The sequence below is a fragment of the Cupriavidus sp. 10L43_2 genome, assembly GCF_056395265.1.
In genome coordinates, this window is sequence record NZ_JBFTJE010000010.1 from 167991 (window position 1) to 194208 (window position 26218).

Annotated in this window: 27 protein-coding genes; 12 read left to right on the top strand and 15 right to left on the bottom strand. The window is 65.5% G+C overall.

What is annotated here, in order from left to right:
- Positions 1–29: 29 nt before the first annotated feature.
- Positions 30–788 (bottom strand): TorF family putative porin, encoded by a 759-nt coding sequence (locus AC1DEL_RS16295; protein WP_477125972.1) that lies wholly within the window; start codon positions 786–788, stop codon positions 30–32.
- A 345-nt stretch (positions 789–1133) separates the two neighbouring features.
- Between AC1DEL_RS16295 and AC1DEL_RS16300 the strand changes: the two genes are divergently transcribed.
- The 5 genes from AC1DEL_RS16300 (at position 1134) to AC1DEL_RS16320 (ending at position 5929) form a co-directional block, all read left to right on the top strand.
- On the top strand, positions 1134–2255 hold the full coding sequence (locus tag AC1DEL_RS16300; RefSeq protein WP_092298808.1) for a Re/Si-specific NAD(P)(+) transhydrogenase subunit alpha: 1122 nt from the start codon (positions 1134–1136) through the stop codon (positions 2253–2255).
- Between the two features lie 75 nt (positions 2256–2330).
- Positions 2331–2696, top strand: a complete 366-nt coding sequence (gene panD / locus AC1DEL_RS16305; RefSeq protein ID WP_092298805.1) for an aspartate 1-decarboxylase — start codon at positions 2331–2333, stop codon at positions 2694–2696.
- Between the two features lie 123 nt (positions 2697–2819).
- Positions 2820–3143: an NAD(P) transhydrogenase subunit alpha part 2 gene (locus AC1DEL_RS16310; protein WP_477108740.1), complete on the top strand. Its 324-nt coding sequence runs from the start codon at positions 2820–2822 to the stop codon at positions 3141–3143.
- A complete protein-coding gene (locus tag AC1DEL_RS16315; protein WP_477159125.1) occupies positions 3140–4615 on the top strand; it encodes an NAD(P)(+) transhydrogenase (Re/Si-specific) subunit beta in 1476 nt (491 codons plus the stop codon). Before AC1DEL_RS16310 ends, AC1DEL_RS16315 begins: the two co-directional genes overlap by 4 nt.
- A 264-nt stretch (positions 4616–4879) precedes the next feature.
- Entirely contained in the window at positions 4880–5929 is a 1050-nt protein-coding gene (locus tag AC1DEL_RS16320; protein WP_092298799.1) for a response regulator, read from the top strand.
- Positions 5930–5951: 22 nt separating this feature from the next.
- Here the strand turns inward: AC1DEL_RS16320 and AC1DEL_RS16325 are convergent, their stop codons facing one another.
- From AC1DEL_RS16325 to AC1DEL_RS16365, 9 genes are all read right to left on the bottom strand, one after another.
- Positions 5952–7226 (bottom strand): THUMP domain-containing class I SAM-dependent RNA methyltransferase, encoded by a 1275-nt coding sequence (locus AC1DEL_RS16325; protein ID WP_477159126.1) that lies wholly within the window; start codon positions 7224–7226, stop codon positions 5952–5954.
- A gap of 80 nt (positions 7227–7306) precedes the next feature.
- Positions 7307–7912, bottom strand: coding sequence for a 2-hydroxychromene-2-carboxylate isomerase (locus tag AC1DEL_RS16330; protein ID WP_092298793.1), 606 nt, complete (start codon positions 7910–7912; stop codon positions 7307–7309).
- Between the two features lie 48 nt (positions 7913–7960).
- Positions 7961–8383, bottom strand: a complete 423-nt coding sequence (locus AC1DEL_RS16335) for a CopD family protein (RefSeq protein ID WP_092298790.1) — start codon at positions 8381–8383, stop codon at positions 7961–7963.
- Positions 8384–8432: 49 nt separating this feature from the next.
- A complete protein-coding gene (locus AC1DEL_RS16340) occupies positions 8433–9713 on the bottom strand; it encodes a glutamate-5-semialdehyde dehydrogenase (protein WP_092298787.1) in 1281 nt (426 codons plus the stop codon).
- Between the two features lie 100 nt (positions 9714–9813).
- The gene (gene holA, locus AC1DEL_RS16345; protein ID WP_092298784.1) at positions 9814–10884 is read right to left on the bottom strand and encodes a DNA polymerase III subunit delta; all 1071 of its coding nucleotides are present in this window, start codon (positions 10882–10884) and stop codon (positions 9814–9816) included.
- 28 nt (positions 10885–10912) lie between these two features.
- On the bottom strand, positions 10913–11419 hold the full coding sequence (locus tag AC1DEL_RS16350) for an LPS-assembly lipoprotein LptE (protein ID WP_092298781.1): 507 nt from the start codon (positions 11417–11419) through the stop codon (positions 10913–10915).
- A gap of 29 nt (positions 11420–11448) precedes the next feature.
- Entirely contained in the window at positions 11449–14070 is a 2622-nt protein-coding gene (gene leuS, locus AC1DEL_RS16355) for a leucine--tRNA ligase (protein ID WP_477105714.1), read from the bottom strand.
- A 183-nt stretch (positions 14071–14253) separates the two neighbouring features.
- Positions 14254–15051: a 4-hydroxy-tetrahydrodipicolinate reductase gene (gene dapB, locus AC1DEL_RS16360; RefSeq protein WP_092298774.1), complete on the bottom strand. Its 798-nt coding sequence runs from the start codon at positions 15049–15051 to the stop codon at positions 14254–14256.
- Positions 15052–15146: 95 nt separating this feature from the next.
- Positions 15147–15782, bottom strand: a complete 636-nt coding sequence (locus AC1DEL_RS16365) for an outer membrane protein assembly factor BamE (protein WP_092298771.1) — start codon at positions 15780–15782, stop codon at positions 15147–15149.
- Between the two features lie 127 nt (positions 15783–15909).
- Here AC1DEL_RS16365 and fur point away from each other — a divergent pair, with 127 nt between their 5' ends.
- The gene (gene fur / locus AC1DEL_RS16370; protein ID WP_092298769.1) at positions 15910–16341 is read left to right on the top strand and encodes a ferric iron uptake transcriptional regulator; all 432 of its coding nucleotides are present in this window, start codon (positions 15910–15912) and stop codon (positions 16339–16341) included.
- Between the two features lie 512 nt (positions 16342–16853).
- Here fur and AC1DEL_RS16375 read toward each other — a convergent pair.
- From AC1DEL_RS16375 to AC1DEL_RS16385, 3 genes are all read right to left on the bottom strand, one after another.
- Entirely contained in the window at positions 16854–17447 is a 594-nt protein-coding gene (locus AC1DEL_RS16375) for a peptidoglycan recognition protein family protein (RefSeq protein ID WP_477125971.1), read from the bottom strand.
- A gap of 9 nt (positions 17448–17456) precedes the next feature.
- A complete protein-coding gene (locus tag AC1DEL_RS16380; RefSeq protein ID WP_477125970.1) occupies positions 17457–17939 on the bottom strand; it encodes an Hcp family type VI secretion system effector in 483 nt (160 codons plus the stop codon).
- 162 nt (positions 17940–18101) lie between these two features.
- A complete protein-coding gene (locus tag AC1DEL_RS16385; protein WP_477125969.1) occupies positions 18102–19100 on the bottom strand; it encodes a LysR family transcriptional regulator in 999 nt (332 codons plus the stop codon).
- Positions 19101–19371: 271 nt separating this feature from the next.
- On the opposite strand from AC1DEL_RS16385, the gene AC1DEL_RS16390 reads away from it, so the two are divergent.
- Complete coding sequence (locus tag AC1DEL_RS16390; protein ID WP_092298758.1) at positions 19372–19983, top strand: flavin reductase family protein; 612 nt, start codon at positions 19372–19374, stop codon at positions 19981–19983.
- Positions 19984–20037: 54 nt separating this feature from the next.
- Here the strand turns inward: AC1DEL_RS16390 and gap are convergent, their stop codons facing one another.
- Together gap and tkt are read right to left on the bottom strand one after the other, a co-directional pair.
- Positions 20038–21036 (bottom strand): type I glyceraldehyde-3-phosphate dehydrogenase, encoded by a 999-nt coding sequence (gene gap, locus AC1DEL_RS16395; protein WP_092298755.1) that lies wholly within the window; start codon positions 21034–21036, stop codon positions 20038–20040.
- Between the two features lie 82 nt (positions 21037–21118).
- Positions 21119–23155: a transketolase gene (tkt, locus tag AC1DEL_RS16400; protein WP_177219983.1), complete on the bottom strand. Its 2037-nt coding sequence runs from the start codon at positions 23153–23155 to the stop codon at positions 21119–21121.
- Positions 23156–23285: 130 nt separating this feature from the next.
- Here tkt and AC1DEL_RS16405 point away from each other — a divergent pair, with 130 nt between their 5' ends.
- The 5 genes from AC1DEL_RS16405 to AC1DEL_RS16425 form a co-directional block, all read left to right on the top strand.
- Positions 23286–24140, top strand: coding sequence for a spermine/spermidine synthase domain-containing protein (locus AC1DEL_RS16405; RefSeq protein ID WP_477108724.1), 855 nt, complete (start codon positions 23286–23288; stop codon positions 24138–24140).
- 36 nt (positions 24141–24176) lie between these two features.
- Positions 24177–24608: a VOC family protein gene (locus AC1DEL_RS16410; protein WP_092298749.1), complete on the top strand. Its 432-nt coding sequence runs from the start codon at positions 24177–24179 to the stop codon at positions 24606–24608.
- 7 nt (positions 24609–24615) lie between these two features.
- Positions 24616–25368: a 16S rRNA (uracil(1498)-N(3))-methyltransferase gene (locus tag AC1DEL_RS16415; RefSeq protein ID WP_092298746.1), complete on the top strand. Its 753-nt coding sequence runs from the start codon at positions 24616–24618 to the stop codon at positions 25366–25368.
- A 26-nt stretch (positions 25369–25394) separates the two neighbouring features.
- On the top strand, positions 25395–26027 hold the full coding sequence (locus AC1DEL_RS16420) for a YidB family protein (protein WP_092298743.1): 633 nt from the start codon (positions 25395–25397) through the stop codon (positions 26025–26027).
- Between the two features lie 87 nt (positions 26028–26114).
- Positions 26115–26218 (top strand): transposase (locus tag AC1DEL_RS16425; protein WP_477109024.1); only part of this gene is annotated, 104 nt, incomplete at its 3' end.

The following is a 26218-nucleotide window of genomic DNA, read 5'->3' on the forward strand; positions in this document are numbered from 1 at the left end:
ACGCATCAACGCCGCGTCGTCGAACCCGGTCAGAACGTCTTTGTGATGGACGCGAGCGCGGTCGCCTTGCCCATGTAGCGGCCATGCGAATTCGTATAAGTGCCACGCTTGGCGTTGGTGTCGAGGTAGGCTACGGCCACGCTCAGGCCCTTGCCGAAGTCCTTGGTCACGCCGATTTTCCAGTCGGTATACGAGGCGTCGCTGAGGTTCTTCACGCCCTGGTAGCCCACGTGCGCGTTGACCGTCAGGTCCCACATATTGAGCGGCACGTTGGCCGTGAGGTCGATGTAGTAGCTGTTCTTGGTGTCGCCAAATCCGAAAAGGTTGGTCAGCGCGTGCGAGTACTTGAGGAACACTGGGCCGTAGCCGATGCCGGCATAGACCTCGGTGGTGTAGGGACGCGTGAAGCCACTCGGATAATCGCCAGGGTAGTAGTACTCGAGCACGCCGAGGTCATAGTTGAATTCGGCGTCGGCCAGCTTGAACGTGTTGCGGAAGCCGCCGTAGAAATCCATCTCCACCGGGGCGGAGACTTCCGCGTTGCTGTCCGAAAGCCAGCTGATGCTTGAGTTCCAGTTGCCGAGGTAGAGCCCGCTCGCGTGGGTGTAGTCGAACCCGCCCTGGATGGCCGGGCGGCGGTCGGACTGCATCAGGCCCCGGTAGCGGTATTCGCTGGCCAGCGTGACATTGGCGGTGAAGGTGTGCGGCGAGGCTTCCGCCTCCTGGGCGAGCGCGGTGGCGCACGGGGCGGCAAGGAGTACGAGGGCGGTAAGGCGGGTAGCGATCATGGATGCTGGATGCGTAACGGGTGTTTGGAGGCGCCCTTCCCCGAAAAAGGGGGAAAGCGGCGTACCCGTCACGATACGGAGCGGCGCATCAAATCGGCATCAAGATTGGACGCCCCGGCAACATGTTCGAATCAAGAGGGAATCCGGCCTGCATTAAACGAGTCGTTTCATGCGTCGCAAAAATGAGTCGTGGCGACCGCACAAATCGTCGACCGGGCAGTCACCACCGAACGTAAGTTTCGGGTAAGCTGCGCAAAAATTGGTGCGCCGCGCCGCGGTGGACCAACGGGCCAGGACGTCAGCCCGCCCAATCAGATACGACGCCAGCTAAAGGAGAAATTGACGATGCATATCGGCATCCCGCAGGAAACGCGGGCAGGCGAGGCACGCGTCGCCGCCACCCCGGAGACCATCAAGAAGTACGTTGCCCAAGGGCATCAGGTCACGGTGCAGGCTGGCGCAGGCGTACGCGCCAGCATTCCCGACGCGGCGTTCGAAGCCGCCGGCGCACGGATCGGCACGGCTGCCGATGCCTTCGGCGCCGAGCTGGTGCTGAAGGTGCGGGCACCGGACGATGCCGAGCGCGCCCAGATCAAGCCGGGCGCCGTGCTGGTGGGCATGCTCAATCCCTTCGATATCGAGAACAACGCGCGCATGGCCAGTGCGGCCATCACCGCGTTCGCGCTCGAGGCCGCGCCGCGCACCACGCGCGCGCAGAGCATGGACGTGCTGTCGTCGCAGGCCAACATCGCCGGCTACAAGGCCGTGCTGGTGGCCGCGCACCACTACCAGCGCTTCATGCCGATGCTGATGACGGCCGCCGGCACGGTGAAGGCCGCGCGCGTGCTGATCCTTGGCGCCGGCGTGGCCGGTCTCCAGGCGATTGCCACGGCCAAGCGGCTGGGCGCCGTGATCGAGGCCTCGGACGTCCGCCCCGCCGTAAAAGAGCAGATCGAGTCGCTTGGCGCCAAATTTCTCGACGTACCGTTCGAGACCGACGAGGAACGCGAGATCGCCCAGGGCGTGGGCGGCTACGCCCGTCCCATGCCGGCCGACTGGATGCGCCGCCAGGCGGAACTGGTCCACCAGCGCGCCACGCAGGCCGACATCGTCATCACCACCGCGCTGATCCCGGGCCGCAAGGCGCCCGTGCTGCTGCAGGAAGACACTGTCAAGCAGATGAAGCCCGGCTCGGTAGTGGTCGACCTGGCCGCCGCCCAGGGCGGCAACTGCCCGCTGACCGTGGCCGACGAGGTCGTGGAACGCCACGGCGTGGTCCTGATCGGCTACACCAACCTGGCCGGCATGGTCGCCGCGGACGCCTCGGCGCTCTACGCGCGCAACGTGCTCGACTTCCTCAAGCTGATCGTCGACAAGGATGCGCGCTACACGCTCAACCTTGAGGACGACATCGTCGCCGCCTGCCTGATGTGCAAGGACGGCCAGCTCGTCAGGCAGGCCGCCTAGATTCCCAACCGGAGCCGCCACGCCAGGACACACCGGCGGACGGCCCACCCAGCCTCAACCAAGGACGTATCACCCATGCAACGCAACATGCTCCGCGCCAAGCTCCACCGTGTCACCGTGACGCAGGCGGACCTCCATTACGAGGGATCGTGCGGCATCGACGAGAATCTTCTCGACGCTGCCGACATGAAGGAGTTCGAAAAGATCGAGCTGTACAACGTACAGAACGGCGAGCGCTTCTCCACGTACATCATCAAGGGTGCACGCGGTAGCGGCGAGATCTCGCTGAACGGCGCCGCCGCGCGCCGCGCGCACCTGGGCGACCACCTGATCATCTGCACCTACGCACCGATGAGCGACGAGGAAGTGAAGACCTATAAGCCCAAGGTCATCCTGGTGGACGAGAAGAACCGCATCAAGGAAATCAAGAAGATCGACTGATCTTTCTGGATTTTTTGCGATAGCCGCGCCCGGGGCGAGCCGCCCGGCGCGGTGGCGGTGCCGGCCCTGCAGTCCCACATCGATACGAAGCACGAAGAATTCGAAAGCAACGAGGAGAAGTCGATGGAGATGGTGAACCACACGGTGATCAACCTGATCATCTTTGTGCTGGCAATCTACGTGGGATACCACGTGGTCTGGACGGTAACGCCGGCCCTGCACACCCCGCTGATGGCCGTGACCAATGCGATCTCGGCCATCATCATCGTCGGCGCCATGCTGGCGGCCGGCCTCACGGAAGGCAGCGTGGGCCGCGTCATGGGCACGCTGGCGGTGGCGCTGGCGGCCGTCAACGTGTTCGGCGGCTTCCTCGTGACCCAGCGCATGCTGGAGATGTTCAAGAAGAAGGAACCGAAGAAGCTGGCTGGCAAGGAGGGGGCACGATGACCGGACTCGTCAGCATGAACCTCGTCACGCTGCTGTACCTCGTGGCCTCGGTCTGCTTCATCCAGGCGCTCAAGGGCCTGTCCCACCCCGCTTCGGCCCGCAAGGGCAACACCTTCGGCATGATCGGCATGGCCATCGCCGTGGTGACCACGCTGGCGCTGATCGTCAAGCTCRAGGAGGAGTTCCTGGCGGCGGGCACGGCCCAGTCGTCGGTGGGCACGGGCCTGGCGCTGATCTTCGGCGCGCTGGTCGTCGGTGGCGGCATCGGCGCCTATGTGGCGCGCAAGGTCGAGATGACCAAGATGCCGGAACTGGTGGCGGCGATGCACTCGCTGATCGGTCTCGCGGCGGTGTTCATCGCCGTGGCCGCCGTGGCGGAGCCGGCTGCGTTCGGCATCGCGCCGGCTGGCTCGCACCTGATTCCCACCGGCAACCGGATCGAACTGTTCATCGGCTGCTTCGTCGGCGCCATCACGTTCTCGGGCTCGGTGATCGCCTTCGGCAAGCTGGCGGGGCGCTACAAGTTCCGGCTGTTCCAGGGCGCCCCGGTGGTGTTCCCGGGCCAGCACTGGCTGAACCTGCTGCTGGCCGTGGCGATGTTCGGCTTCGGCATCATCTTCTTCCTGTCGCAGGCGTGGCTGCCGTTCCTCATCATGCTGGCGCTGGCCTTCGTGCTGGGCGTGCTGATCATCATCCCGATCGGCGGCGCGGACATGCCTGTGGTGGTCTCGATGCTGAACTCGTACTCGGGCTGGGCGGCGGCGGGCATCGGCTTCTCGCTGAACAATCCGATGCTGATCATCGCCGGCTCGCTGGTCGGCTCGTCCGGTGCCATCCTCTCGTACATCATGTGCAAGGCGATGAACCGCTCGTTCTTCAACGTGATTCTGGGCGGCTTCGGCGGCGACGCGGCGGCAGCCGGCCCGGCCGGCGCGCAGGCCCAGCGCAACGTGAAGTCCGGCTCGGCCGACGACGCCGCGTTCCTGATGGGCAATGCCGAAACCGTGATCATCGTGCCCGGCTACGGCCTGGCGGTGGCCCGCGCTCAGCATGCACTTAAAGAATTGACCGAGAAGCTGCACGACAAGGGCGTGATCGTAAAGTACGCGATCCACCCCGTGGCGGGCCGCATGCCGGGCCATATGAACGTGCTGCTGGCGGAAGCCGAGGTGCCGTACGACCAGGTCTTCGAGATGGAGGACATCAACAGCGAGTTCGGGCAGGCCGACGTTGTGCTGGTGCTGGGCGCCAACGACGTGGTCAACCCGGCCGCCAAGACCGATCCGAAGTCGCCCATCGCCGGCATGCCGATCCTGGAGGCGTACAAGGCCAAGACCATCATCGTGAACAAGCGCTCGATGGCGGCCGGGTACGCGGGCCTGGACAACGAGCTGTTCTATATGGACAAGACCATGATGGTGTTCGGCGATGCCAAGAAGGTGGTCGAGGACATGTTCAAGGCCGTGGAATAAGGCCGGACACCGCGGAACGCAAATCCGAATCGGAATCGGAATCCGACTGACAATCAGGCCGGAAACCCTCGGTGATTAAAGCGGCGTGAAGACCTGAAATCAACGAAATCGAAGACATGCGGCCGGCAACCAACGCCGGCCGTTTGCTTTTGGCCTCCTTTGGTGCGGCAACATTGCGTGGACCCATCCGCGCGCTATACTGGCTTGCCACGGCCCCCAAACCCTCGCTCTTCATTCGCTGCCGGYCGCAGCGTAGATCGCACCATGACATTCAGCCCGCATGACAGGAACCTGTCGGTCTTCCATCACCCCGTCCTGACGGTGCTGGTGGACGACAGCAAATCGTTTATCGACAGCCTGGCATTCCAGATGGACGCGTCGCGCGCCGTGGTGAGCTTCACCGACCCGCGCGAGGCACTGACATGGATCCGCGAAGCCTATGCCACCCGGCATCCGGCCTTCCTGCCCGTGCGCGTGACCCACGACGACCTGACCTTCCTGAGCGAGCGGCGCACCGTGCAACTCGACGTGGACCGCATCTATCGCCAGGTCCACGACATCCATCGCTTCATGCAGCCCGGGGTGATCGTGGTGGACTACTCGATGCCGCAGATGGATGGCCTCGAGTTCTGCCAGGCGCTGCAGGACCTGCCGTGCAAGACCATCCTGCTGACCGGCACCGCCGACGAAAGCATTGCGGTGCAAGGCTTCAACCATGGGCTGATCGACCGCTATGTGAAGAAGCACGATCCGAACATGGTGGCGCGGCTCGACCAGGAAATCGACGCACTCCAGCAACAGTATTTCGCGGCAATCTCGCGCACGCTGCGCGACCTGCTCACGCGGCACTCGTACGCGTTCCTGTCCGATCCGGTGATGGCCGACCGCGTGCGCCAGACCGCCGCGCGCTATGGCTTCGTCGAGTACTACCTGTATCCGAATCCGGTGGGCATCCTGCTGCTGACGGCGCAGGGACATGCCACGCTGATGGTGATCGAGACGCGCGCCGGGCTGATGAGCCAGGTGGAGTCGGCCGAAGCCTACGAGGCGCCGGCCACGCTGATCGAAGGGCTGCGGGAGGGCCGCATCGTGCCGTTCTTCTGGCCCGGCAACGGCATGTACACGCCGGCGTGCGCCGACTGGGAGCAATACTGCCTGCCGGCCGAGCGGTGCGAAGGGCGCGAGGAATATTTCTACGCGCTGTTCGACCTGCCGCGCCACCTGCTCCAGGAGCCGGTGGTGAGCCTGCAGGGGTTCCTGAGCGATTTCGCCCGCAACCCCGAGGCGCTGACGGGCCGGAACAAGCAGGCATAAGCCTGACCGTCCCGCATCCCCCTTATTCCTTCGGCGCTTCCCCGCCTTCCTTGCGGTTGCCGCCGCGCACCATGTCGAAGCGGAACAGCCGGCATTCGATATTGCCGTTGTAGAGCGGCGTGCGGCGCGATTCCTTGAGCCGCAGGCGCTTCGGCATACTCAGGTCGCCCGTGAACACCCACGCCTGCCAGCCCGCGAAGTGTTGCTTCAAGGTGGTAGCGAAGGCGCTGGCGAACTGGTTCGCGGCGGCCTCCTCGGCCTCGTCGCGCGGGGCCTCGGGCAGTGCGCCCCGGCGCTGCTCGCCGCGCACGGCGATCCGCTCGCCATAGGGCGGATTCATCAGCATCACGCCCGGCGTGGCGAACGGTGGCTGCACAAAGCGCGCATCCACCTGCTTCAGGGGCACCTCGCCCGGCAGCCCGGCGCGCTGCCAGTTGGCGTCCGCCATGGTCAGCATGTCCGTGGAAATGTCCGATCCGGCGATCTCCAGCGCCGCCACGCCCTTGGCCGCCGCCTCCTTGGCGCGTTGCGCATCGGCGCGCAGGGCCTGCCAGGCCTTGTTGTCCATGCCCTTGAGCCATTCGAACGCGAAGGTCCGCGCCCCGCCCGGCGGGAGGCCCAGCGCCACCTGCGCCGCCTCCACCAGGAACGTGCCGCTGCCGCACATCGGATCAAAGAACGGGCGGTCGGTCTGGCCCTGCACCCATCCCGCCAGCCGCAGGATGCCGGCGGCGAGGTTTTCCTTGAGCGGCGCCTCGCCCTTCTCCATGCGCCAGCCGCGCTTGAACAGCGGCTCGCCGGTGGTGTCGAGGTAGAGCGTGCAGTCGAACTCGGTCAAATGCGCATAAATCCGCACATCCGGGCTGACCGTATCGACGCTGGGACGGTCGCCGAGCGCCTCGCGCATGGCATCGCAAACACCGTCCTTCACGCGCAGCGCGGTGAAGTTCAGGCTGTGCAGCGGTGACTTGTGCGCGGTGATGTCCACCCGCAGCGACTCATCCGGCGAAAACCACTGATCCCAGCGTTGCTGGCGGGCCAGCGCGTAGACATCGTCCTCATGCCGGTAGCCGCGCTGCGCCACGCRCAGCAGCACGCGGCTGGCGATGCGCGAGTGCAGGTTGACGGCATAGGCCGCCGCCATCTCGCCCGAGAACGGCACGCCGCCCGGCACCTCGCGATGCACCTGGAACGGCGCGGCGGCCACCACGGCCGGATACTGGGCGATTTCCCGCAGTTCCTCGGCAAGGGCGGATTCCAGGCCACGCGGGCAAGGAGCAAAGAAGGCTTGGGTCATGGGAAGAACATCCTGCAAACAAAAACGTCCGCCGTGGCGGACGGGAGTGAGACTAGCGTAGCGGACCGCGCGGCGGACCGCTAGTCGGCGGCCAGGGCGCGGTCCAGGAAATCGAGGCGGTCCTGGCCCCAGTACGGCTGGCCATCCAGCACGAACCACGGGGCGCCGTACACGTTGGCCGAGAGCGCGTCCTGCGTATTCTGCGCGTAGGCGGCCTGCACGGCCTGACCCTCGCTGGCCTTGAGCAGATTGGCGCCGTCCAGGCCGGCCTCGTCCGCGATCAGCGCCAGCGTGGCCGCATCGGCGATATTGCGCTGGTCCGCCCACACGCCCCGGCAGATGGCGCCGGTCAACTCCAGCGCGCGCGCCGTGCCGTGCGCCAGTTGCGCGGCGATGATCAGCCGGGCGGCGGCATCGCCGGACACCGGGAAGAACGTCGGATGCAGATGCATCGGCATGTTCAGGAACTGGCTCCAACGCTCGAGTTCCACCAGCCGGTATGCCTGGCGCTGCGGCGGACGCTGCGCCAGCGGCACGCCGCCGGACACCGCGAACACCTTGCCAAGATCCACCGGCTTCAGCAGCACCTGGGCGTTATGGCGGTTGGCGATGTCGACGAAGCGGGCATGTCCGAGGTAGGTAAACGGGGACTGCGGCGCCAGGAAGTACTCGACCTGCTTGCTCATCATGACCTCATGTAAGGCTTTGGGGGAGAACGCTGAATCGTAGATCGCTTAAAACGGCTTCACGACCACGAGGATCACGATAGCCAGCAGCACCAGCACCGGCACTTCGTTGAACCATCGATAGAACGTGTGCGAGCGCGCATTGGCGCTCCGCTCGAACTTGCGCAACAGCACGCCGCAGCCGTGGTGGTAGCCGATCAGCACCAGCACCAGCGCCAGCTTGGCGTGCATCCAGCCCTGCCCCGTGCCGCGTCCGATGCCATAGCCGAGGTACAGCCACAGCCCGAACACCACGGCCGGCACGGCCAGCATGGTCATGAACCGGAACAGCTTGCGCGCCATCAGCAGCAGCCGCTGCACGCCGGCCGGATCGGTCTCCATCGCCAGGTTGACGAAGATGCGCGGCAGGTAGAACAGCCCCGCGAACCACGACACGACAAAGACGATATGGAACGACTTGACCCAGAGCATTGGTGGTGGACGTTGTTTTGGCGTTTTTAAGAAGCGTGGCCGGCAATCCTCAGGTCCGGATTTCCCCGTGCCCGAATACGACGTATTTCAACGAAGTCAGCCCCTCCAGCCCGACCGGGCCGCGTGCGTGGAGCTTGTCGTTGGAAATGCCGATCTCCGCGCCCAGGCCGTATTCGAAACCATCGGCGAAGCGCGTGGAGGCGTTGATCATCACGCTGGCCGAATCCACCTCGCGCAGGAATCGCATGCCGGCGGTGTAGTTCTCGGTGATGATCGAATCGGTGTGGGCCGAGCCATAGGTATTGATATGGTCGATGGCCGCGTCGAGCCCGTCCACGGTGCGGATGGCCAGCACCGGCGCCAGGTATTCGAGGCGCCAGTCCTCCTCGGTGGCATCGACCAGCTTGCCGAAGCCGGCCGCTTCCAGCGTGGCGCGCGTGGCGGCGCAGACGCGCAGCTCCACGCCTTTCTCCTGATAGATGCTGGCCAACGGCGGCAGCACGGCGGCGGCGATGTCGCGCGACACCAGCAGCGTTTCCATCGTGTTGCACGGCGCGTAGCGCTGCGTCTTGGCGTTGTCGGCCACGCGGATGGCCTTGTCCAGGTCCGCATCGGTGTCGATGTAGACGTGGCAGATGCCGTCCAGGTGCTTGATCATCGGCACGCGGGCCTCTTCCATCAGGCGCGCGATCAGGCTCTTGCCGCCGCGCGGCACGATCACGTCGACATATTCCGTCATCGTGATCAGCCGGCCCACGGCGGCGCGGTCGGTGGTCTCGATGACCTGCACGGCCTCGGCCGGCAGCCCGGCCGACGAAAGCCCTTCCGCCACCAGCGCGGCCAGTGCCGTGTTCGACTCGATGGCTTCGGAGCCGCCGCGGAGGATCGTGGCGTTGCCGGACTTCAGGCACAGTGCCGCGGCGTCGATGGTCACGTTCGGGCGCGACTCATAGATGATGCCGATCACGCCCAGCGGTACGCGCATCTGACCGACCTGGATGCCGGTCGGGCGGAACTTCATATTGGTGATCTCGCCGATCGGGTCCGCCAGCGCGGCGATCTGCTCCAGCCCGGCCGCCATCGTGTCGATGGCCTTGTCGGACAGCGTCAGGCGGTCCACGAACGCGGCGTCCTGGCCGTTGGCCCGGGCACGCTCCACATCGCGCGCATTCACGGCCTTGAGCTTGTCGGCATCCCGGCGGATGGCGGCGGCGATGGTCAGCAGCGCGCGGTTCTTGTCGGCCGTGGTGGCCCGCGCCATCGCGCGCGACGCCGCGCGGGCCTGCTGGCCAACGCGGTCCATGTAAGCGTTGAGATCGAACTCGGTCATGATGGTGTCCAGGCGTTCCTGGCTCGACTGCGTAGTAGTGTCTCGGGGGCCCGGGGGCCGGTGTCGTGCGGGTAGGTCAGGCGACCGGTCGATCGGAAACTCAGGCCGGGCGCGCGATCATCAGCGCCAGTTGCAGCAGGCCATCCCATGGCTCGGCCGGGAGGCTGCCGCCCAGGCCGCCTGCGCCTGGCAGGTCGGATAGGCCCTTGACCTGCCGGTCCAGCCGGGCGGCCATGGCCAGCGCGGCTTCCAGCTGCGGCAGCGCCAACCGCTGCGCGGCCTGCGGCACCAACCGCTCGCGTGGGCCCCAGACGCGCAATTCGCGCATCAGCACGCCCGCCGGCTTGCCGGCCGCCAGCCCTTGCCGGACTTTGGATAATACGCGAATTTCCTCGGTCAGCGCCCAGAGCACCAGCACCGTGGCCTCGCCCTCGCCGCGCAGCCCTTCGAGCATGCGCGTGAGGCGCGGCACGTCGCCGCCGAGCATCGCCTCGGACAGCTTGAAGACGTCGTAACGGGCCACATTGAGCACCGCGTCGTGCACCTGGTCGAAGGTAAGCACGCCGGGCGGGTACAGCAGGCCGAGCTTCTGGATTTCCTGGTGGGCGGCGAGCAGGTTGCCTTCCACCTTGTCGGCGATGAACTGGAGCGCGCGGCGCCCGGCCTCGCCCGGTTCCACGCGCTGCTGCTGCAATCCCAGCCGCTCGCCAACCCAGGCCGGCAGCCGCGTGCGGTCCACGGCATCGACCTTGATCGATACCCCGGCGGACTCCAGCGCCTGGAACCACGCTGACTTGGATGTGGCGAAATCAAGCCGGGGCAGCGTGACGAGCATCACCACGTCCGGCGACGGCTGGGCCGCCACGGCGCGCAGCGCCTCGCCGCCATCCTTGCCGGGCTTGCCGGTCGGGATCCGCAATTCCACGATTTTCCGGTCGCCGAACAGCGACATCGACTGCTGGGCCTCGACCAGCTGGCTCCAGTGAAAGCCGCGCTCGGCCACGAGCACGTCCCGCTCGGAAAAACCGGCCTCGCGCGCGGTGCGGCGCAGCCGGTCTACCGCTTCGAGCACCAGCAGGTGTTCGTCGCCATGCACGACGTACAGCGGCGCCATGCCCTTGGCCTGGGCCTGCTTCAGGTGCGCGTCGAGTCCGTCGAGCTTCAGTTGCATCGCGGTGCGGGGCGGAGTCTAGCCGCTCTCAGATGGCCTTGACCGAGGCCAGGCGGCGCATCAGCTGCTGGACGATATCGCGCTGCATGTCGCGATAGAGCTGCTGCTCCTCGTAGTCCTTGGCCAGCGTGTTGGCTTCGTTGTAGGTCAGGTCGCGGGTCAGGACCAGTTGCGACGGCGGAATCAGTTCCTTGCCGGCCGGGTCGCGCAGGCGGAAGCTGAACCGCTGCGTCAACCGGTATTCGCGCACCACGCCCTCGGTCGTGATCGACAGGATCGACTTGCCGCGGGTGTCACCCAGCACATCGAGAATCGCGTCGGCTTCCTTCAGATCATCGACGATCTGCGTGTCCGAGCCATTGCGGATGTTGCGGCGCAGGTCCGATCCCATCAGCGAATTGGCCGGAAGCCCAATATAGAGTCGCTTGAACGCGAAGTCGGCGTTGCCGCGCATGTGAAAGCCGCAGCCGGCCAGCAAGCCGGCTGCCGCCATCGCGGCCAGCACCCTGCGACGTCCTGTGTTGATTCCGTCCATGCTTCGCAATTCCCTTGTTTCCGGGCGCCTCAGAGCACCACGTTGACGAGTCGGCCCGGCACAACCACGATCTTCTTGGGCGCGGCGCCGGCGGCGAACTTCGCCACGATCTCGCTCGCGGCGGCCGTGGCCTCGATGGCGGCGCGATCGGCATCGGCCGGCACCGTCAGGCTGCCACGGACCTTGCCGTTCACCTGGAGCACCAGTTCGATCTCGCTACGCACCAGCGCGGCTTCGTCCACCTGCGGCCAGGCGGCGTCCAGCAGGTCGCCGCCCTGCTCGGCGTAGCCCAGCTCCTGCCACAGCGCGTGCGTAACGTGCGGCACCACCGGATACAGCACGCGCAGCAGGATGCCGAAGCCCTCGCGGCGCGCGGCCGGCGAGGCGCCCTTAGCGTCTTCCAGCGCGTTCAGCATCTTCATCGTGGCCGAGACCACGGTGTTGTACTGGATGCGCTGATAATCGTAATTCGCTTGCTTCAACACGCCGTGCAGGTCGCGGCGCAGCGCGGCGTCATCGGCCGTGAACGCCGTGCCGGCGCCGTCACGAATCGCCTGCGCGTTGGCATGGGCGAAGTTCCACACGCGGCGCAGAAAGCGCGACGCGCCCTCCACGCCCGAACCGCTCCACTCGAGCTGCTGCTCGGGCGGCGCGGCGAACATGACGAACAGGCGCGCCGTGTCGGCGCCGTACTGGTCGATCAGCGCCTGCGGGTCGATGCCGTTGTTCTTCGACTTCGACATCTTCTCCACGCCGCCGATCACCACCGGCTGGCCGTCCGCCTTCAGCGTGGCACCCAGCGGGCGGCCGCGCTCGTCGGTCCGCACGTCCACCTCGGCCGGGTTGTACCAGTGCTTCTTGCCGGAGGCGTCCTCGCGGTAATAGGTCTCGTTGAGCACCATCCCCTGCGTCAGCAGGTTCGTGAACGGCTCGCTGAACTTGACCAGGCCCATATCGCGCATGACCTTGGTCCAGAAGCGSGCGTACAGCAAATGCAGGATCGCGTGCTCGATGCCGCCGATGTACTGGTCCATCGGCATCCAGTAGTCGTTGCGGGCGTCGACCATCGTCGGGGCGTCCGGGCACGTGTAGCGCATGTAGTACCAGCACGAGTCGATGAACGTATCCATCGTGTCCGTCTCGCGGCGCGCGGGCTTGCCGCAGGACGGGCACGTGCAGTTCAGGAAGCGCGGGTCCTTGTTCAGCGGATTGCCGGTGCCGTCCGGCACGAGGTCTTCCGGCAGCACCACGGGCAGGTCCTGCTCGGGCACCGGCACCACGCCGCAGGCATCGCAATGGATCAACGGGATCGGCGTGCCCCAGTAGCGCTGGCGCGAGATGCCCCAGTCGCGCAGGCGCCAGGTCACCTTCTTCTCGCCCAGGCCCTTGGCGGCGAGGTCGGCCGCGATGGCGTCGACGGCGGCCTGATAGCCCAGGCCATCGTACTTGCCGCTGTGGACCAGCTTGCCGGCTTCCTTGTCGCCGTACCATTCCTGCCACGCTTCGGTGGAGAACGGCTGGGCCTTGACGTCCACCACCTGCCGGATCGGCAGCTGGTACTTGTTCGCGAACGCGAAGTCGCGCTCGTCGTGCGCCGGCACGCCCATCACGGCGCCGTCGCCGTAGCTCATCAGCACATAGTTGCCGACCCAGACGTCCACCGGCTCGCCGGTCAGCGGGTGCTCGACCTGGAGCCCGGTCGGCATGCCCTTCTTCTCCATGGTCGCCATGTCGGCTTCCATGACCGAACCGTGCTTGCATTCGTCGATGAAGGCGGCCAGCGTCGGGTTGTTCGCCGCGGCCAGGGTAGCCAGCGGGTGCTCGGCGGCCACGGCGCAGAACGTCACGCCCATGATSGTGTCGGCACGGGTCGTGAACACGTACAGCTTGCCGTCATTGACGAGCTTGCCGTCCGCGCCCGAAATCTTGTGCGGGAACGCGAAGCGCACGCCGGTGCTCTTGCCGATCCAGTTCTGCTGCATGACCTTGACGCGCTCGGGCCAGCCCAGCGCATCCAGATCACCGAGCAACTCGTCCGCATAATCGGTAATCCGAAGGTAATACATCGGAATTTCGCGCTTTTCCACCACCGCGCCCGAGCGCCAGCCGCGCCCGTCGATGACCTGCTCGTTCGCCAGCACGGTCTGGTCCACGGGGTCCCAGTTGACCGTGCCGGTCTTGCGGTAGGCGATGCCCTTTTCCAGCATCTTCAGGAACAGCCACTGGTTCCAGCGGTAGTAGTCCGGGCTGCAGGTTGCCACCTCGCGCGACCAGTCGATCGCCAGGCCCATAGACTGCATCTGCTTCTTCATGTAAGCGATGTTGTCGTAGGTCCAGGCGGCTGGCGCCACGTGGTTGTTCAGCGCGGCGTTCTCGGCCGGCATGCCGAACGCGTCCCAGCCCATCGGCATCAGCACGTTGTGGCCGTTCATGCGCAGGTAGCGCGCCATTACGTCGTTGATCGTGTAGTTCCGCACGTGACCCATGTGCAGCTTGCCCGACGGGTACGGCAGCATCGAGCAGGCGTAGAATTTCGACTTCTCCTTCCCGTCGGGACCCACAGCGTGCTCGGCCACCTTGTAGGCTTCGGTGGCCTGCCAGTGCTGCTGGGCGGCTTGTTCAACGGCGGAAGGAAGATATTTGTCTTGCATGTTTGGTACGACGGATCAGGACGTCGGATCGGGGACGGCGTTCCGCGCGCACCTGGGGTGCCGGGCGGACCGATTTGCGAAAGAGCCGATTATAACCGTGGCGGACACCCGCCACGGACGGCGAAAAGTCTGAAAATGGCCACGCGGCGGGCCATTTTCGGCAATTTTTGGCGTGTGCCGGGCTTACTTCAGGCCCAGCACGTCCTGCATGTCGAACAGGCCGGCCGGCTTGTCGGCCAGGAAGCGCGCCGCGCGCACGGCGCCATCGGCGTACGACTGGCGGCTCGACGACTTGTGGCTGATCTCGATGCGCTCGCCAATGCCGGCGAACATCACGGTGTGATCGCCGACGATATCGCCGCCGCGCACGGTGGCAAAGCCGATGCTGTTGGCGTCGCGCGGGCCGGTATGGCCTTCGCGGGCGTAGACGGCGCAATCGTCCAGGCTGCGGCCCAGCGCGCCGGCAACCACCTCGCCCATGGCCAGCGCCGTGCCCGATGGCGCGTCCACTTTATGACGATGGTGGGCTTCGATGATCTCGATGTCATAGCCGGTCGAAAGTAGCTTTGCCGCCACTTCCAGCAGCTTGAAGGTGGCGTTCACCCCCACGCTCATGTTCGCGGCGAAGACGATGGCGATCGACTTGGCAGCGTCCGCCAACGCCTGCTTGCCGGCGGCGTCGAAGCCCGTGGTGCCGATCACCATCTTCTTGCCGAGCCGGCGCGCCGCCGCCACGTGGGCCAGCGTGCCTTCGGGGCGCGTAAAGTCGATCAGGCAGTCGGCGGCGCCGAGCACGGCGTCCACATCGGACGAAATCGTCACACCCGTGGCGCGGCCCAGGAATAGCCCGGCATCCTGGCCCAGCGCGGCGGCGCCGGGCACGTCGAGCGCGCCGGTCAGCGTCACGCCGTCGGTATTCAGCACATGTTCGATGAGCATGCGGCCCATGCGGCCGGAAGCGCCTGCGATTGCAATATTCATGGTGATTGTGCGATGTCGGGGGAAGGGGCGCCGCCCGGCCGGGGCGGCGAGGCGGCATGGCGTCCGGGCGCGGCCCGCAACGGGCCGCGTGCCGGTCAGCTTGCCGGTTTGGCGGACGTGTCGGGCGTGGGCGTGGCTGGCGGGGTGGCCGGAGCCGGGGCGGCTTCGGGGGCCGGCGCGGCGGTCGGCGGCACGGGGGCGGCACTATCGGCAGCGCCTGCCGGTGCGGCCGGTGCCGGCGTGGCCGGGGCGTCAGCCGGTGCGCTGCTCGAACTCGTCACGATCTTGCCCGGCGTCTGGTTGCGCAGGGCTGCCTTCATCCCGTCGATTTCGGCGATCAGCTCATATTCGGACGGCAGTTCGTCCCCGCCAAACTTGACCAGCTTGTCGCCATCGAAGAACACCGTGTAGCGGCGCTGCTGCACGACTGGCGTGCTGCCGCGGCGGAACGAGAACACGTAATCCCAGCGATTGCCGTGGAAAACGTCGGTCAAGAGCGGCGTGCCCAGCAGGAAGCGGACCTGATCGCGCGTCATGCCTTCGCGCAACTGCGACGCTGCCTCACGCGAGACGAAATTGCCCTGTACGATATTGATACGATACGGCGTGATGGCGTCGGCCACCTTGCGCGACGTGCTGTCATAGGCCGAGCAGGCGCCGGCCAGCACGGCGGCCGCCAGCAGGGAAGACACCAGCGGCAGGCGCATGGCGGTCGTACGGAATGAACGCATGGATCTCGCTTTCAGACGGGAAAGGATAGTGCCGGGTCCGGTACAGGCCGTGGCACCGGGGCGACTTTTGTCGCCAAAACCCTTATGATTCAACTATCCAGACATTGTACTCTAGGGAGTCACGCCTATGCCGAGTCCGGCGGACCTCAAAAACATCGGCCTGAAGGCGACCGTCCCCCGCCTCAAGATCCTCGAGATCTTCCAGACCAGTGAACAGCGCCACCTGAGCGCCGAAGACGTGTACCGCATCCTGCTCAACGAGCACATGGATATCGGTCTCGCCACGGTATATCGCGTCCTGACCCAATTCGAGCAGGCGGGTCTGCTGTCGCGCAACAACTTCGAATCAGGCAAGGCGATCTTCGAACTCAACGAAGGCAAGCACCATGATCACCTGGTGTGCCTCGATTGCGGCCGGGTCGAGGAATTCTTCGACTCCGACATCGAGCAACGCCAGCAAAGCATTGCGCGCGAGCGCGGCTTTGCACTGCAGGAACACGCATTGTCGCTGTACGGCAACTGCACCAAGAACGACTGTCCCCACAGACCCAAACGATAAGCCGCCGCGGGCCATGACCCAGCGAGCAGGCAACAAAAACCGGCGCCTCGGCGCCGGTTTTTTTATTTGGGAGGCTAGATCGAGTCGTTGCCCCCTCGCCTCCCCTCGGCCGCGCTATTGCTCCGGCCCATCGTACATGCCTCGAAATGGGTCGCTCCACCCATTTTTCTCGTGATATAGCACTACCCGCCCGCTTAGGTTCCACGTCAACTCGGCGATGCCACTGGACGTCAGGATCCACCGCCCCGCATTTCCGTCGGAAAATTCCACAGAGCCTTTCGCATGGCACGGAGAATAGAATTTATTAGTCGACCAGAATCCGTCAACTGGATAAGCTCTTGAGAAATACGCCCGGATCTGAGAAGCGGTTGGCTTAAACGCTTTGCAGGCCTCCTCGGCAACCCCCTCTATATCGCTCAGGCCGACGCTCTCCACAACGACCTTCTTAACGTCTCTAGCGTAAGAATGAGTTGCTAGCCCACTCAAGAGACATAGCGCTAGTGCGGCGTTTCTCAGTCCTGCCATTTCGCCGACCTCGCTTCCGACGGCTTTTTGTAGGATATGTCGGGGTGCTTGTGCACTTCGCGCATCGACACTCCCAACGTTTCGGCGAGCTCCCTGACTAGCCAACGCAACGATCTATTTTGCGCTTCGTTGACGGCCTCATATCCCTCGACTTTACCGATTTCCCGGCCAACGATTTCAATTCCGATTGAGTCATTGTTGCCCGGATATCGCGCTGGAGACTCTTTCTTGTGCTCATACGCGGAGAGCTTCTTGATCCCCTTGATTCTCTGCGCATCCCGAAATTCGGCAGGCGCACACTGCCTGGTTTCCAGGCAGCGTGATTTAAGCCAGCCAACATGGTTGGTACGCTTATACACGGATGCGGTCTGGTATATCGTCCCATCCTTGTCGATCAGAAAATGCGCGCCATGCGCTCCCGCCTTCTGATAATGCGCGAACGTACTGCCCGATGTGGAAGAGTTCGTTTGGTGGACCACTATCCCGTTGACCTTGAGCATGGGGGTTCTCTCCAATCCTGGAAAGATCTTCACCTTGACCCGCTCGGCGTCAACGATGCCGCTCTTCGATATAAGCAACATGACCTCTCCTCAAATCACCGTATTGGCCTTGACGTCGTACCCCACCCCTATCGTCCCCGCACTACCGCCACCCGCGTTCTGCAAGACATACTCCTGCCGGAATCGCGAAAACGACAGCGCCACGCGCTCCCTCGGCACGCGCATGGTGTTGTAGTAGACGGGAGCCACCTGCGTGACCAGCACGTCCTCCATCGTCATCTTCAGATATTCGAGTGGTGATCCGCCCGCCTTTCTCATGACGAGGATGGCGCGGGCAATATGCTTGCCGGTGAGGCAGTACTGGACAAGATTGGGCGAGGCCCGATCCGTATAGTGGTCAAACGTCAGATCCTCGACGGCGCACTTGCCGGCGCCGCCCCCGCTGCCTGCGTGCATGTTTGCGGGTTGCCTGACGGACCACGCCCACTCGAGCACTTCGATATCACCAGAATGCGTCGCGTCGATGGACTCGCCCGCGATGCCGCTGAGGTTCAAGAAAATGTCCTGCGCCATTCAATGCTCCCTGCCTTGGTTGCGGATTACCACGCTAGCAGGGCATCACCTGGCCGGATATGAGACATGTCCGAAACTGCTGCCGCTTTGCGAAGCCACAATGAAAAACGACTCGGGCGCACAAGGCGCCCGAGTCGTTTAACCGCTTGCTGCAGAGTCCGATTACGGCTGCGGAATATCCTGATCCTGCTCTTCCACCACACGCAGGCCGCGCGGGGTGACAGCCTGGACGCCGACGAACTCGGCTACCACTTGCCGGAACAGGCCGCGCGCCCACACCAGCATGGGGTGGGTGTTGCGGCTGCGGTGCCAGAACATGTTCAGGCCCAGCATCGTGTTGAGCTCAGCCGGCAGCGGGAAGGCCTTGAGGCCGTAGGTCTCGCAGGCCATGTCCTTGGTCAGCGCGTTGACCGTGAAGATCATGTCAGTCTGGGCAGCCAGTTCGGCCTGGGCGCGCCACGAATGTACCGTCAGCGTCGCATTGCGCTTGAGGCCTCGTTGCTGCAGGGCGTAATCGAGCGGAATCAGCGACGGAGCCGGACGGCCGGCGCCGCCCGAGTGCGCCATGAAGATATGGCTGCAATCGAGGTATTGCTCAAGCGTCAAATCGGTCTTGAGCAGCGGGTGGTCCTTGCGGGCGCAAACCCAGAGGTTCAACGACGTCACCATCTCCTCGACGATCTCCGGATGCCGGGTCGGGAATGGCGAAAATGCGAGGTCCAGCTCGTTGGCGCGCATCGAAGCGACGTCCGATTCCCACGAATGGGATTCGACTAGCCGGATGTGCAGTTCCGGCGCCATCTGCTTGATACGGAGAATGAAACGATTGAAGACCGTGTCGCCCAGTTCGGCGGCAAAGCCGATATTCAAGGTGCCGGTCGCGATAGCCGGGTCGAAGTCGTCGACTTCACCTTCATTGATGGACGACCAGAGATCCAGCATGTCGCGGATCTTGGGGCCCAGTTCCAGCGCGCGCGGCGTCGGCGTAAGGCCGTGAGGCACGCGGATAAAAAGAGGATCGTCGAAGATCTCGCGCAGGCGGCCAAGCGAATGCGAGACCGCAGGTGCGGTCATATGCATCTTTTCCGCCACATATGTGGCGTTTCGCTTGCTCAGCAGCTCGGTGAAAATCACCAGCAGCTTGGTATCCACATTCACCATGATCAGGCCCGGTTGTTATGCCCACGCTTAGATGGCCCCACCACTTTCACTGGCTGCACATCAGAGTTCAACAGATTCTTCCGAGTGTAAGAGAAAAAAACTACCGGGAAAAGCAAATTCATCATTTCTCGCACTACGAGGGCTCGGATTGGGCGGGATTTGACTGGATAGCGACAGATAATGTCAAAAGACGCCTCGGAAGCCTTTGCGCCGACGGCGTATAGTGAGCGGAAGCCCGCATCTTTCACTCAGAATCGTCCGATTTCGCGCCATGACGTCCCACCGCCTTCCCGTCGAACTCGCCAAAGCCTACCGGCTGCTCAACCATGGCCCGACCGTGCTGGTCAGCGCCGCGCATGGCGGCCAGCGCAACATCATGGCGGCGGCCTGGGCCATGCCGCTGGACTTCGCACCGCCGAAGGTGGCCGTGGTGCTCGACAAAGCCACGTGGACGCGCCAACTGCTCGAGGCCAGCGGTGAATTCGCGCTGCACGTGCCGACGGTGAGCCAGGTGGATGTCACGCAAGCCCTCGGCTCCAGTTCTGGCCTGGCCATCTCCGAGCAGCAAGGGATCGACAAGTTCGCCGCCTACGGACTGCAGACTTTCCAGGGCGATGTCGTCGGTGCGCCGTTGCTCGAGGGCTGTGCCGCGTGGCTCGAATGCCGGCTGCTGCCGGAACCTGCCATCCAGGCCGGCTATGACCTGTTCCTCGGCGAAGTGGTGGCCGCGCATGCCGACGGCCGCGTGTTCAGCGAGGGCCGCTGGCACTTTGCCGGCCACGATGCACTGCGCACCATCCACCATGTGGCCGGCGGCCATTTCATTGTCGATGGCGACGGCGTCGACGCCCAGCCGCTACCGCCACTCGCCTCGCAGCCATAAAAAAAACGCGCCCGAAGGCGCGTTTTTTATCGTACTTCGTCCAGCCTGCGACGATTACTTGGCCACCACGCGTGCCATTTCCAGGCACTTGTTCGAATAGCCCCACTCGTTGTCGTACCAGCTCACGACCTTGATGAAGGTGCCATCCAGCGCGATGCCGGCTTCGGCGTCGAAGATCGAGGTGCGCGCGTCGCCACGGAAATCCGTCGCCACGACCTTGTCTTCGGTGTAGCCCAGCACGCCCTTCAGCGCGCCCTGGCTCTGTGCCTTCATTTCGGCGCAGATTTCATCGTAAGTTGCCGACTTTTCGAGTTCGACGGTCAGGTCGACCACGGACACATCCGAGGTCGGCACGCGGAACGACATGCCGGTCAGCTTCTTGTTCAGCTGCGGAATTACCACGCCCACGGCCTTGGCAGCGCCAGTCGACGAAGGGATGATGTTTTCCAGGATGCCGCGGCCACCGCGCCAGTCCTTGTTCGACGGGCCGTCGACGGTCTTCTGCGTTGCCGTGGCGGCGTGCACCGTGGTCATCAGGCCGCGCTTGATGCCCCACTTGTCGTTCAGCACCTTGGCCACCGGGGCCAGGCAGTTGGTCGTGCAGCTGGCGTTCGAGATGATCGCTTCGCCCTTGTACGAGGCGTGGTTCACGCCGTACACGAACATCGGGGTGTCGTCCTTCGACGGCGCCGACATGATCACCTTCTTCGCGCCCGCGTCGATGTGCTTCTGTGCGCCTTCCTTGGTCAGGAAGATGCCGGTCGATTCGATGACCACGTCCGCGCCCACCTCGCCCCACTTCAGCTCGGCCGGGTCCTTCACGGCGGTCAGGCGGATCTTCTTGCCGTTCACGACCAGCGTGTTGCCGTCCACGGCCACTTCGCCGTCAAAGCGGCCGTGCACCGAGTCGTACTTGAGCATATAGGCCAGGTAATCGGGCTCGAGCAGGTCGTTGATGGCGACCACTTCAACGTCCTTGAAGTTGGCCACGGCGGCACGGAATACCATGCGCCCGATGCGGCCGAAGCCGTTGATGCCGATCTTGATGGTCATGTCTATCTCCTAGAGTGCGATCGATGAAAGCGGGGCCGGCGCCGCAACCGGCGCGTCGCACCGGCTGCCGCGCGGGCGGGAATTACTGGGCGAGCGTGGCGCGCACGGTATCGGCGACGTTTTCCACCGTGAAGCCGAAGTGCTTGAACAGCACGCCGGCCGGGGCGGATTCGCCGAAGGTGTCGATGCCGACCACCGCCTGGACCTGGTACTTCCACCAGAAGTCGCTGACGCCGGCCTCCACTGCCACGCGCGGCACGCCAGCCGGCAGCACGCTGACCTTGTAGGCGGCATCCTGCTTGTCGAACACGGTCGTCGCCGGCACCGATACCACGCGCACGTGCACGCCATCGGCAGCCAGCTGCTCGGCGGCGCCCACGGCCAGGCCCACTTCGGAGCCCGTGGCCAGGATCACCGCGTCCGGACGCTTGGTGCGCGGGTTGGTGCCATCGCGCAGCACATAGCCGCCGCGTGCGATATTGGCGCGCGTGACGTCATCGCGGCGCTGGAACGGCAGGTTCTGGCGGCTGAAGATCAGGCAGCTCGGGCCGTTCTCGCGGCGGATCGCCTCGGCCCAGGCCACGGCGGTCTCGGTGGTGTCGGCGGTACGCCAGACATCCATGTTCGGAATCAGGCGCAGGCTGGCCACGTGCTCGATCGACTGGTGGGTCGGGCCGTCTTCGCCCAGGCCGATGGAATCGTGCGTGAACACGAACAGCGAGCGGATCCGCATCAGCGCGGCCATGCGCAGCGCGTTGCGGCTGTAGTCCGAGAAAGTCAGGAACGTGGCGCCGTAGGGGATGTAGCCGCCATGCAGCGTGATGCCGTTCATGATGGCGCTCATGCCGAACTCGCGCACACCGTAGTTGATGTGGTTGCCCCAGGCGTCCACGCGCACGGCCTGGCTGCCCGACCAGTTGGTCAGGTTCGAGCCGGTCAGGTCGGCCGAGCCGCCCAGGAATTCGGGCAGCACCGGGCCGAAGGCCTCGATGGTGTTCTGGCTGGCCTTGCGCGTGGCGATCGTTTCGGCCTTTTCCTCGCACTTGGCGATGAAGGCGTCCACGGCGGCGTCGAATGCGCCCGGCAGCTCGCCGCGCATACGGCGCGTGAATTCGCCGGCTTCATACGGATGCACTTCGGCGTACGACTCGAACAGCGCGTTCCAGGCGCGCTCCAGCGCGTTGCCGTTGGTCTTGGCGTCCCAGGCGGTGTAGGCGTCCTGCGGGAGTTCGAACGGGGCGTGCGTCCAGCCCAGCGCCTCGCGCGTGGCCAGCACTTCGGCGCCGCCCAGCGGGGCGCCGTGCACGTCGTGGCCGCCTTGCTTGTTCGGGGCACCCTTGCCGATGATCGTACGGCAGCAGATCAGGGTCGGCTTGTCGCTGGCCTTGGCCTGCGCGATGGCGTTGTCCACGGCCACCACGTCATGGCCGTCCACGCCACGGATCACGTTCCAGCCGTAGGCTTCGAAGCGCTTCGGGGTGTCGTCGGCGAACCAGTGCACCACGTCGCCGTCGATCGAGATGCCGTTGTCATCCCACATCGCAATCAGCTTGTTCAGCTTGAGCGTGCCGGCCAGCGAGCAGGCTTCGTGGCTGATGCCTTCCATCAGGCAGCCATCGCCCAGGAACACATAGGTGTGATGGTTGACGATGTCGTAGCCGGGGCGGTTGAATTCCTCGCCCAGCAGGCGCTCGGCCAGCGCCATGCCCACCGCGTTGGTGATGCCCTGGCCCAGCGGGCCGGTGGTGGTTTCCACGCCCGGCGTGATGCCGTACTCGGGGTGGCCGGCGGTCTTGCTGTGCAGTTGTCGGAAGTTGCGCAGTTCCTCGATCGGCAGGTCGTAGCCGGTCAGGTGCAGCAGCGCGTAGACCAGCATCGAGCCGTGGCCGTTGGACAGCACGAAGCGGTCGCGGTCGGGCCAGTGCGGGTTCGTGGGGTTATGCTTCAGGTGCCGGCCCCAGAGCGCCACGGCGATATCCGCCATGCCCATCGGTGCACCGGGGTGACCGGAATTGGCTTGCTGGACGGCGTCCATGGCAAGCACGCGGATGGCGTCCGCCATCAATTTGGCGGGCTGCGAGGCGAAAGGGCTGGTGGCGGGATGGGCGAGGGCAGACATGCGGCGAGAACCTGAGCGCGGGAAAACCGCAATTTTAGCAGAAGCAGAGGGTATTTCCGGACGCCCGGGCACGGCTCGAAGGGGTCGTCAAAGCTGGACCGAATGGCTGGCACCCGGCGTAGGCGCCACATTGGGCGATATCCATGTGGTTGCGGCGTCACGTTCCGCCCATCAACAGATCGAAATTGGCGACAGCGCCCAATTTGGCCGCATCTTCCGGCTCGATGGCCGCGTGATGAGCACAGAAGCGGACGCCTGGATCCAGCATGAATTGATGGTCCATCCCATGGCCGCGGCGCACGGCAGCCCGCGCAGTGCGCTGGTAGTGGGCGGCGGTGACGGCGGCTCGGCCTTCGAACTGCTGCGCATTCCCACGATCCGCGAGGTGGTGGTGGCCGAACTGGACGCCGAGGTGGTCCGCCTGGCGCGCGAATGGCTGCCGGGCATCCATCAGGGCGCCCTGAGTGCGCCCGGCAAGCCCGACGATCCGCGCCTGCACATCGCCATCGGCGACGCGCTCGGGCTGATGGAAGCCTTCGGCCGCGCCGGCCGGCGCTTCGACCTGATCGTCTTCGATCTGACCGAAGCCGACGATGGCAGCCCGGCCACCGCCCTCTTCTCCCTCCACGGCCTGCAGGCCGCGCGCCGCTGCCTGGCGCCGGGCGGGGCGATGTCGATCCACCTCGGCCCGCCGCTGCACCGGCCCGACACAGCCCGGCTGCTGCTGGCGCGCCTGCGCGAACTATTCGCCCATGTGGCGCCGCTCGCCACGTTCATCCCGGCCTACGGCGCGCTGTGGGGGATCGCGCTGACCAGCGACGCACTCGACATCGCCGCCTGCCCCGCGAGCCAGATCGCCGCGCGCCTGCGCCAGTGGCAGCTTGCGTCCGCGCTGCGCTGCTACCACGCCGATCTCCATCCGACGCTGTTCACGCACCCGCGCCATCTGCAGGCGATCTTCGACAGCGCCGGCGGCTCCAAGTAACATGCACCGGAAACGCCTGCCCATCCGGAGACCATCATGCCCAGACCGTCCAACACGCCCTGGCTGACCCCGTACCTCACGGTGGCCAGTGGTCGCGCCGCGCTCGACTTCTACAGCCGCGCGTTCGGCTTCACCGCCGGCCATGTGCTCGACGAAAACGGCGTGCCGACCCACGCCGAGATGCACTACCAGGGCGAACTCGTGGTCATGTTCGCGCCTGAAGGCGCCTGGGGCAGCACCGCCCGCACGCCGCGCTCGCTCGGCGTGGAAGCCCCCCAGACCTTCTATGTCTACTGTGGCGACGTGGACGCCATCTACGCCCAGGCCCTCGCCGCCGGCGCCATCAGCGTGATGCCGCCCGCCGACCAGTTCTGGGGCGACCGCTACTGCATGGTCGAAGACCCGGATGGCTACCGCTGGGGCTTCGCCACCCGCCTCGACCCGGCCAAGGCGCCCGCCAACTCCTGACTGACTGATGCCCCCTCGCTTTTTCATTGACTCGGCACTGACTGCCGATGCCGTGCTCGACTTGCCCGACGCCGTGGTGCGTCACATCCAGGTGCTGCGCCTCGCCCCGGGCGACGCCATCACGCTGTTCGACGGCCGCGGCGGCAGCCACGCGGCCACGCTGGCGGACATCGGCAAGCGGCACGCCACCGCGCAGGTGGCCGGCCACGACCCGGCCGAGGCCGAACTGCCCTACCGCGTGACGCTGGCGCAGGGGCTGGCCGGCGGCGACAAGATGGACTGGCTCATCGAGAAAGCCGTCGAACTCGGCGTCACCGAGATCCAGCCCCTGCAGGCTGCGCGCTCGGTCGTGCGGCTGTCGGGCGACCGCGCCGCGCGCCGCCAGGCGCACTGGCAGGCCCTTGTGCAGGCCGCGTGCGAGCAATGCGGACGGAACCGCTTGCCGGACGTGGCGCCGCTGGCTACCTTGGAAGCGTGGCTGGCGGCATCGGCCCAACCGGCTGGAGGTGCGCCGCGGCTGCTGCTTTCGCCACGCGCGTCGGCGTCGCTGCCCGAGTTGGCCGCCGCGCACCGCGATGCCTGGCGCGAACAGGGCGTAACGCTGGTGATCGGCCCCGAAGGCGGGCTATCTCCCGAGGAAGAGGCGGCGGCGATCCGCGCCGGATTCACGGGCGTGTCGCTGGGGCCGCGCATCCTTCGTACCGAAACCGCCGGGCTGACCTGCCTGGCGGCCCTGAACGCCGTACTTGGCGGATTCTGACCTTCCAAACTCCAAAGGAGTCGATGATGGGACTACTCGATAGCGTGCTGGGCGGCGTGCTCGGCCAACTGGGCGGGCAACGCGAAGATGGCCAGCCCGGCGGGGGCGGCATGAATCCGAAGCTGATGATCGCGCTCGGCCTGCTGGCCATGATGGCGATGCGCAACAAGACACAGGGCGCCGATGGCAGCGTGGCGCCGGCCGACGCGAGCGATCCGGGCGCGGCGGGCGGGCTTGGCGGACTGGGTGGACTTGGAGGATTGGGCGGGATGCTCGGCGGCATGCTGGGCGGTGGCAGCGCGCCGGCGCCCGGCGGCATGGACCTCGGCTCGCTGCTCGGCGGCCTGCTGGGCGGCCAGGGCGAGGCCACCGGCAGCGCGCAGGCAATGGGTGCGGCCACGGGCGGCATCGGCGCGCTCCGCGACATGCTCTCGCAGGCCGGTCTCGGCCAGCAGGTGGATTCGTGGATTGGCGGCGGCGCCAACGAGCCGGTCAGCCCGGCGGACCTGAGCGGCGCACTCGGCGGCAGCGGGGCGCTGCAATCGCTGGCGGAAACCACGGGCATGTCGCAGGACGACGTGGCGGCCAGCCTCAGCGAGGGCCTGCCCGAGCTGATCGACCGGCTCACGCCGAACGGCCAGTTGCCGCCATCGGCCTGACCTGCCCCGTCCGAACCTGCAAAAAGAAAATGCCCGCTGCAATGAACTGCACCCCAAAAGTTGGACACCAACTTTTGGGGTGTTTTCATGTATCGGTACTCGGAGCAGTTCAGGCTGACAGTTATCCAGAGCTACCTGGACGGTCAGGCAGGCTATGGTGAGATCGCCAAACGCCATGAAATAGACAGCGG

Coding starts and splice junctions, on each gene's coding strand:
- AC1DEL_RS16295 (WP_477125972.1), bottom strand. CDS start 788: ATGATCGCTACCCGCCTTACCGCCCTCGTACTCCTTGCCGCCCCGTGC.
- AC1DEL_RS16300 (WP_092298808.1), top strand. CDS start 1,134: ATGCATATCGGCATCCCGCAGGAAACGCGGGCAGGCGAGGCACGCGTC.
- panD (WP_092298805.1), top strand. CDS start 2,331: ATGCAACGCAACATGCTCCGCGCCAAGCTCCACCGTGTCACCGTGACG.
- AC1DEL_RS16310 (WP_477108740.1), top strand. CDS start 2,820: ATGGAGATGGTGAACCACACGGTGATCAACCTGATCATCTTTGTGCTG.
- AC1DEL_RS16320 (WP_092298799.1), top strand. CDS start 4,880: ATGACATTCAGCCCGCATGACAGGAACCTGTCGGTCTTCCATCACCCC.
- AC1DEL_RS16330 (WP_092298793.1), bottom strand. CDS start 7,912: ATGAGCAAGCAGGTCGAGTACTTCCTGGCGCCGCAGTCCCCGTTTACC.
- AC1DEL_RS16335 (WP_092298790.1), bottom strand. CDS start 8,383: ATGCTCTGGGTCAAGTCGTTCCATATCGTCTTTGTCGTGTCGTGGTTC.
- AC1DEL_RS16340 (WP_092298787.1), bottom strand. CDS start 9,713: ATGACCGAGTTCGATCTCAACGCTTACATGGACCGCGTTGGCCAGCAG.
- holA (WP_092298784.1), bottom strand. CDS start 10,884: ATGCAACTGAAGCTCGACGGACTCGACGCGCACCTGAAGCAGGCCCAG.
- AC1DEL_RS16350 (WP_092298781.1), bottom strand. CDS start 11,419: ATGGACGGAATCAACACAGGACGTCGCAGGGTGCTGGCCGCGATGGCG.
- dapB (WP_092298774.1), bottom strand. CDS start 15,051: ATGAATATTGCAATCGCAGGCGCTTCCGGCCGCATGGGCCGCATGCTC.
- AC1DEL_RS16365 (WP_092298771.1), bottom strand. CDS start 15,782: ATGCGTTCATTCCGTACGACCGCCATGCGCCTGCCGCTGGTGTCTTCC.
- fur (WP_092298769.1), top strand. CDS start 15,910: ATGCCGAGTCCGGCGGACCTCAAAAACATCGGCCTGAAGGCGACCGTC.
- AC1DEL_RS16375 (WP_477125971.1), bottom strand. CDS start 17,447: ATGTTGCTTATATCGAAGAGCGGCATCGTTGACGCCGAGCGGGTCAAG.
- AC1DEL_RS16380 (WP_477125970.1), bottom strand. CDS start 17,939: ATGGCGCAGGACATTTTCTTGAACCTCAGCGGCATCGCGGGCGAGTCC.
- AC1DEL_RS16385 (WP_477125969.1), bottom strand. CDS start 19,100: ATGGTGAATGTGGATACCAAGCTGCTGGTGATTTTCACCGAGCTGCTG.
- AC1DEL_RS16390 (WP_092298758.1), top strand. CDS start 19,372: ATGACGTCCCACCGCCTTCCCGTCGAACTCGCCAAAGCCTACCGGCTG.
- gap (WP_092298755.1), bottom strand. CDS start 21,036: ATGACCATCAAGATCGGCATCAACGGCTTCGGCCGCATCGGGCGCATG.
- tkt (WP_177219983.1), bottom strand. CDS start 23,155: ATGTCTGCCCTCGCCCATCCCGCCACCAGCCCTTTCGCCTCGCAGCCC.
- AC1DEL_RS16410 (WP_092298749.1), top strand. CDS start 24,177: ATGCCCAGACCGTCCAACACGCCCTGGCTGACCCCGTACCTCACGGTG.
- AC1DEL_RS16415 (WP_092298746.1), top strand. CDS start 24,616: ATGCCCCCTCGCTTTTTCATTGACTCGGCACTGACTGCCGATGCCGTG.
- AC1DEL_RS16420 (WP_092298743.1), top strand. CDS start 25,395: ATGGGACTACTCGATAGCGTGCTGGGCGGCGTGCTCGGCCAACTGGGC.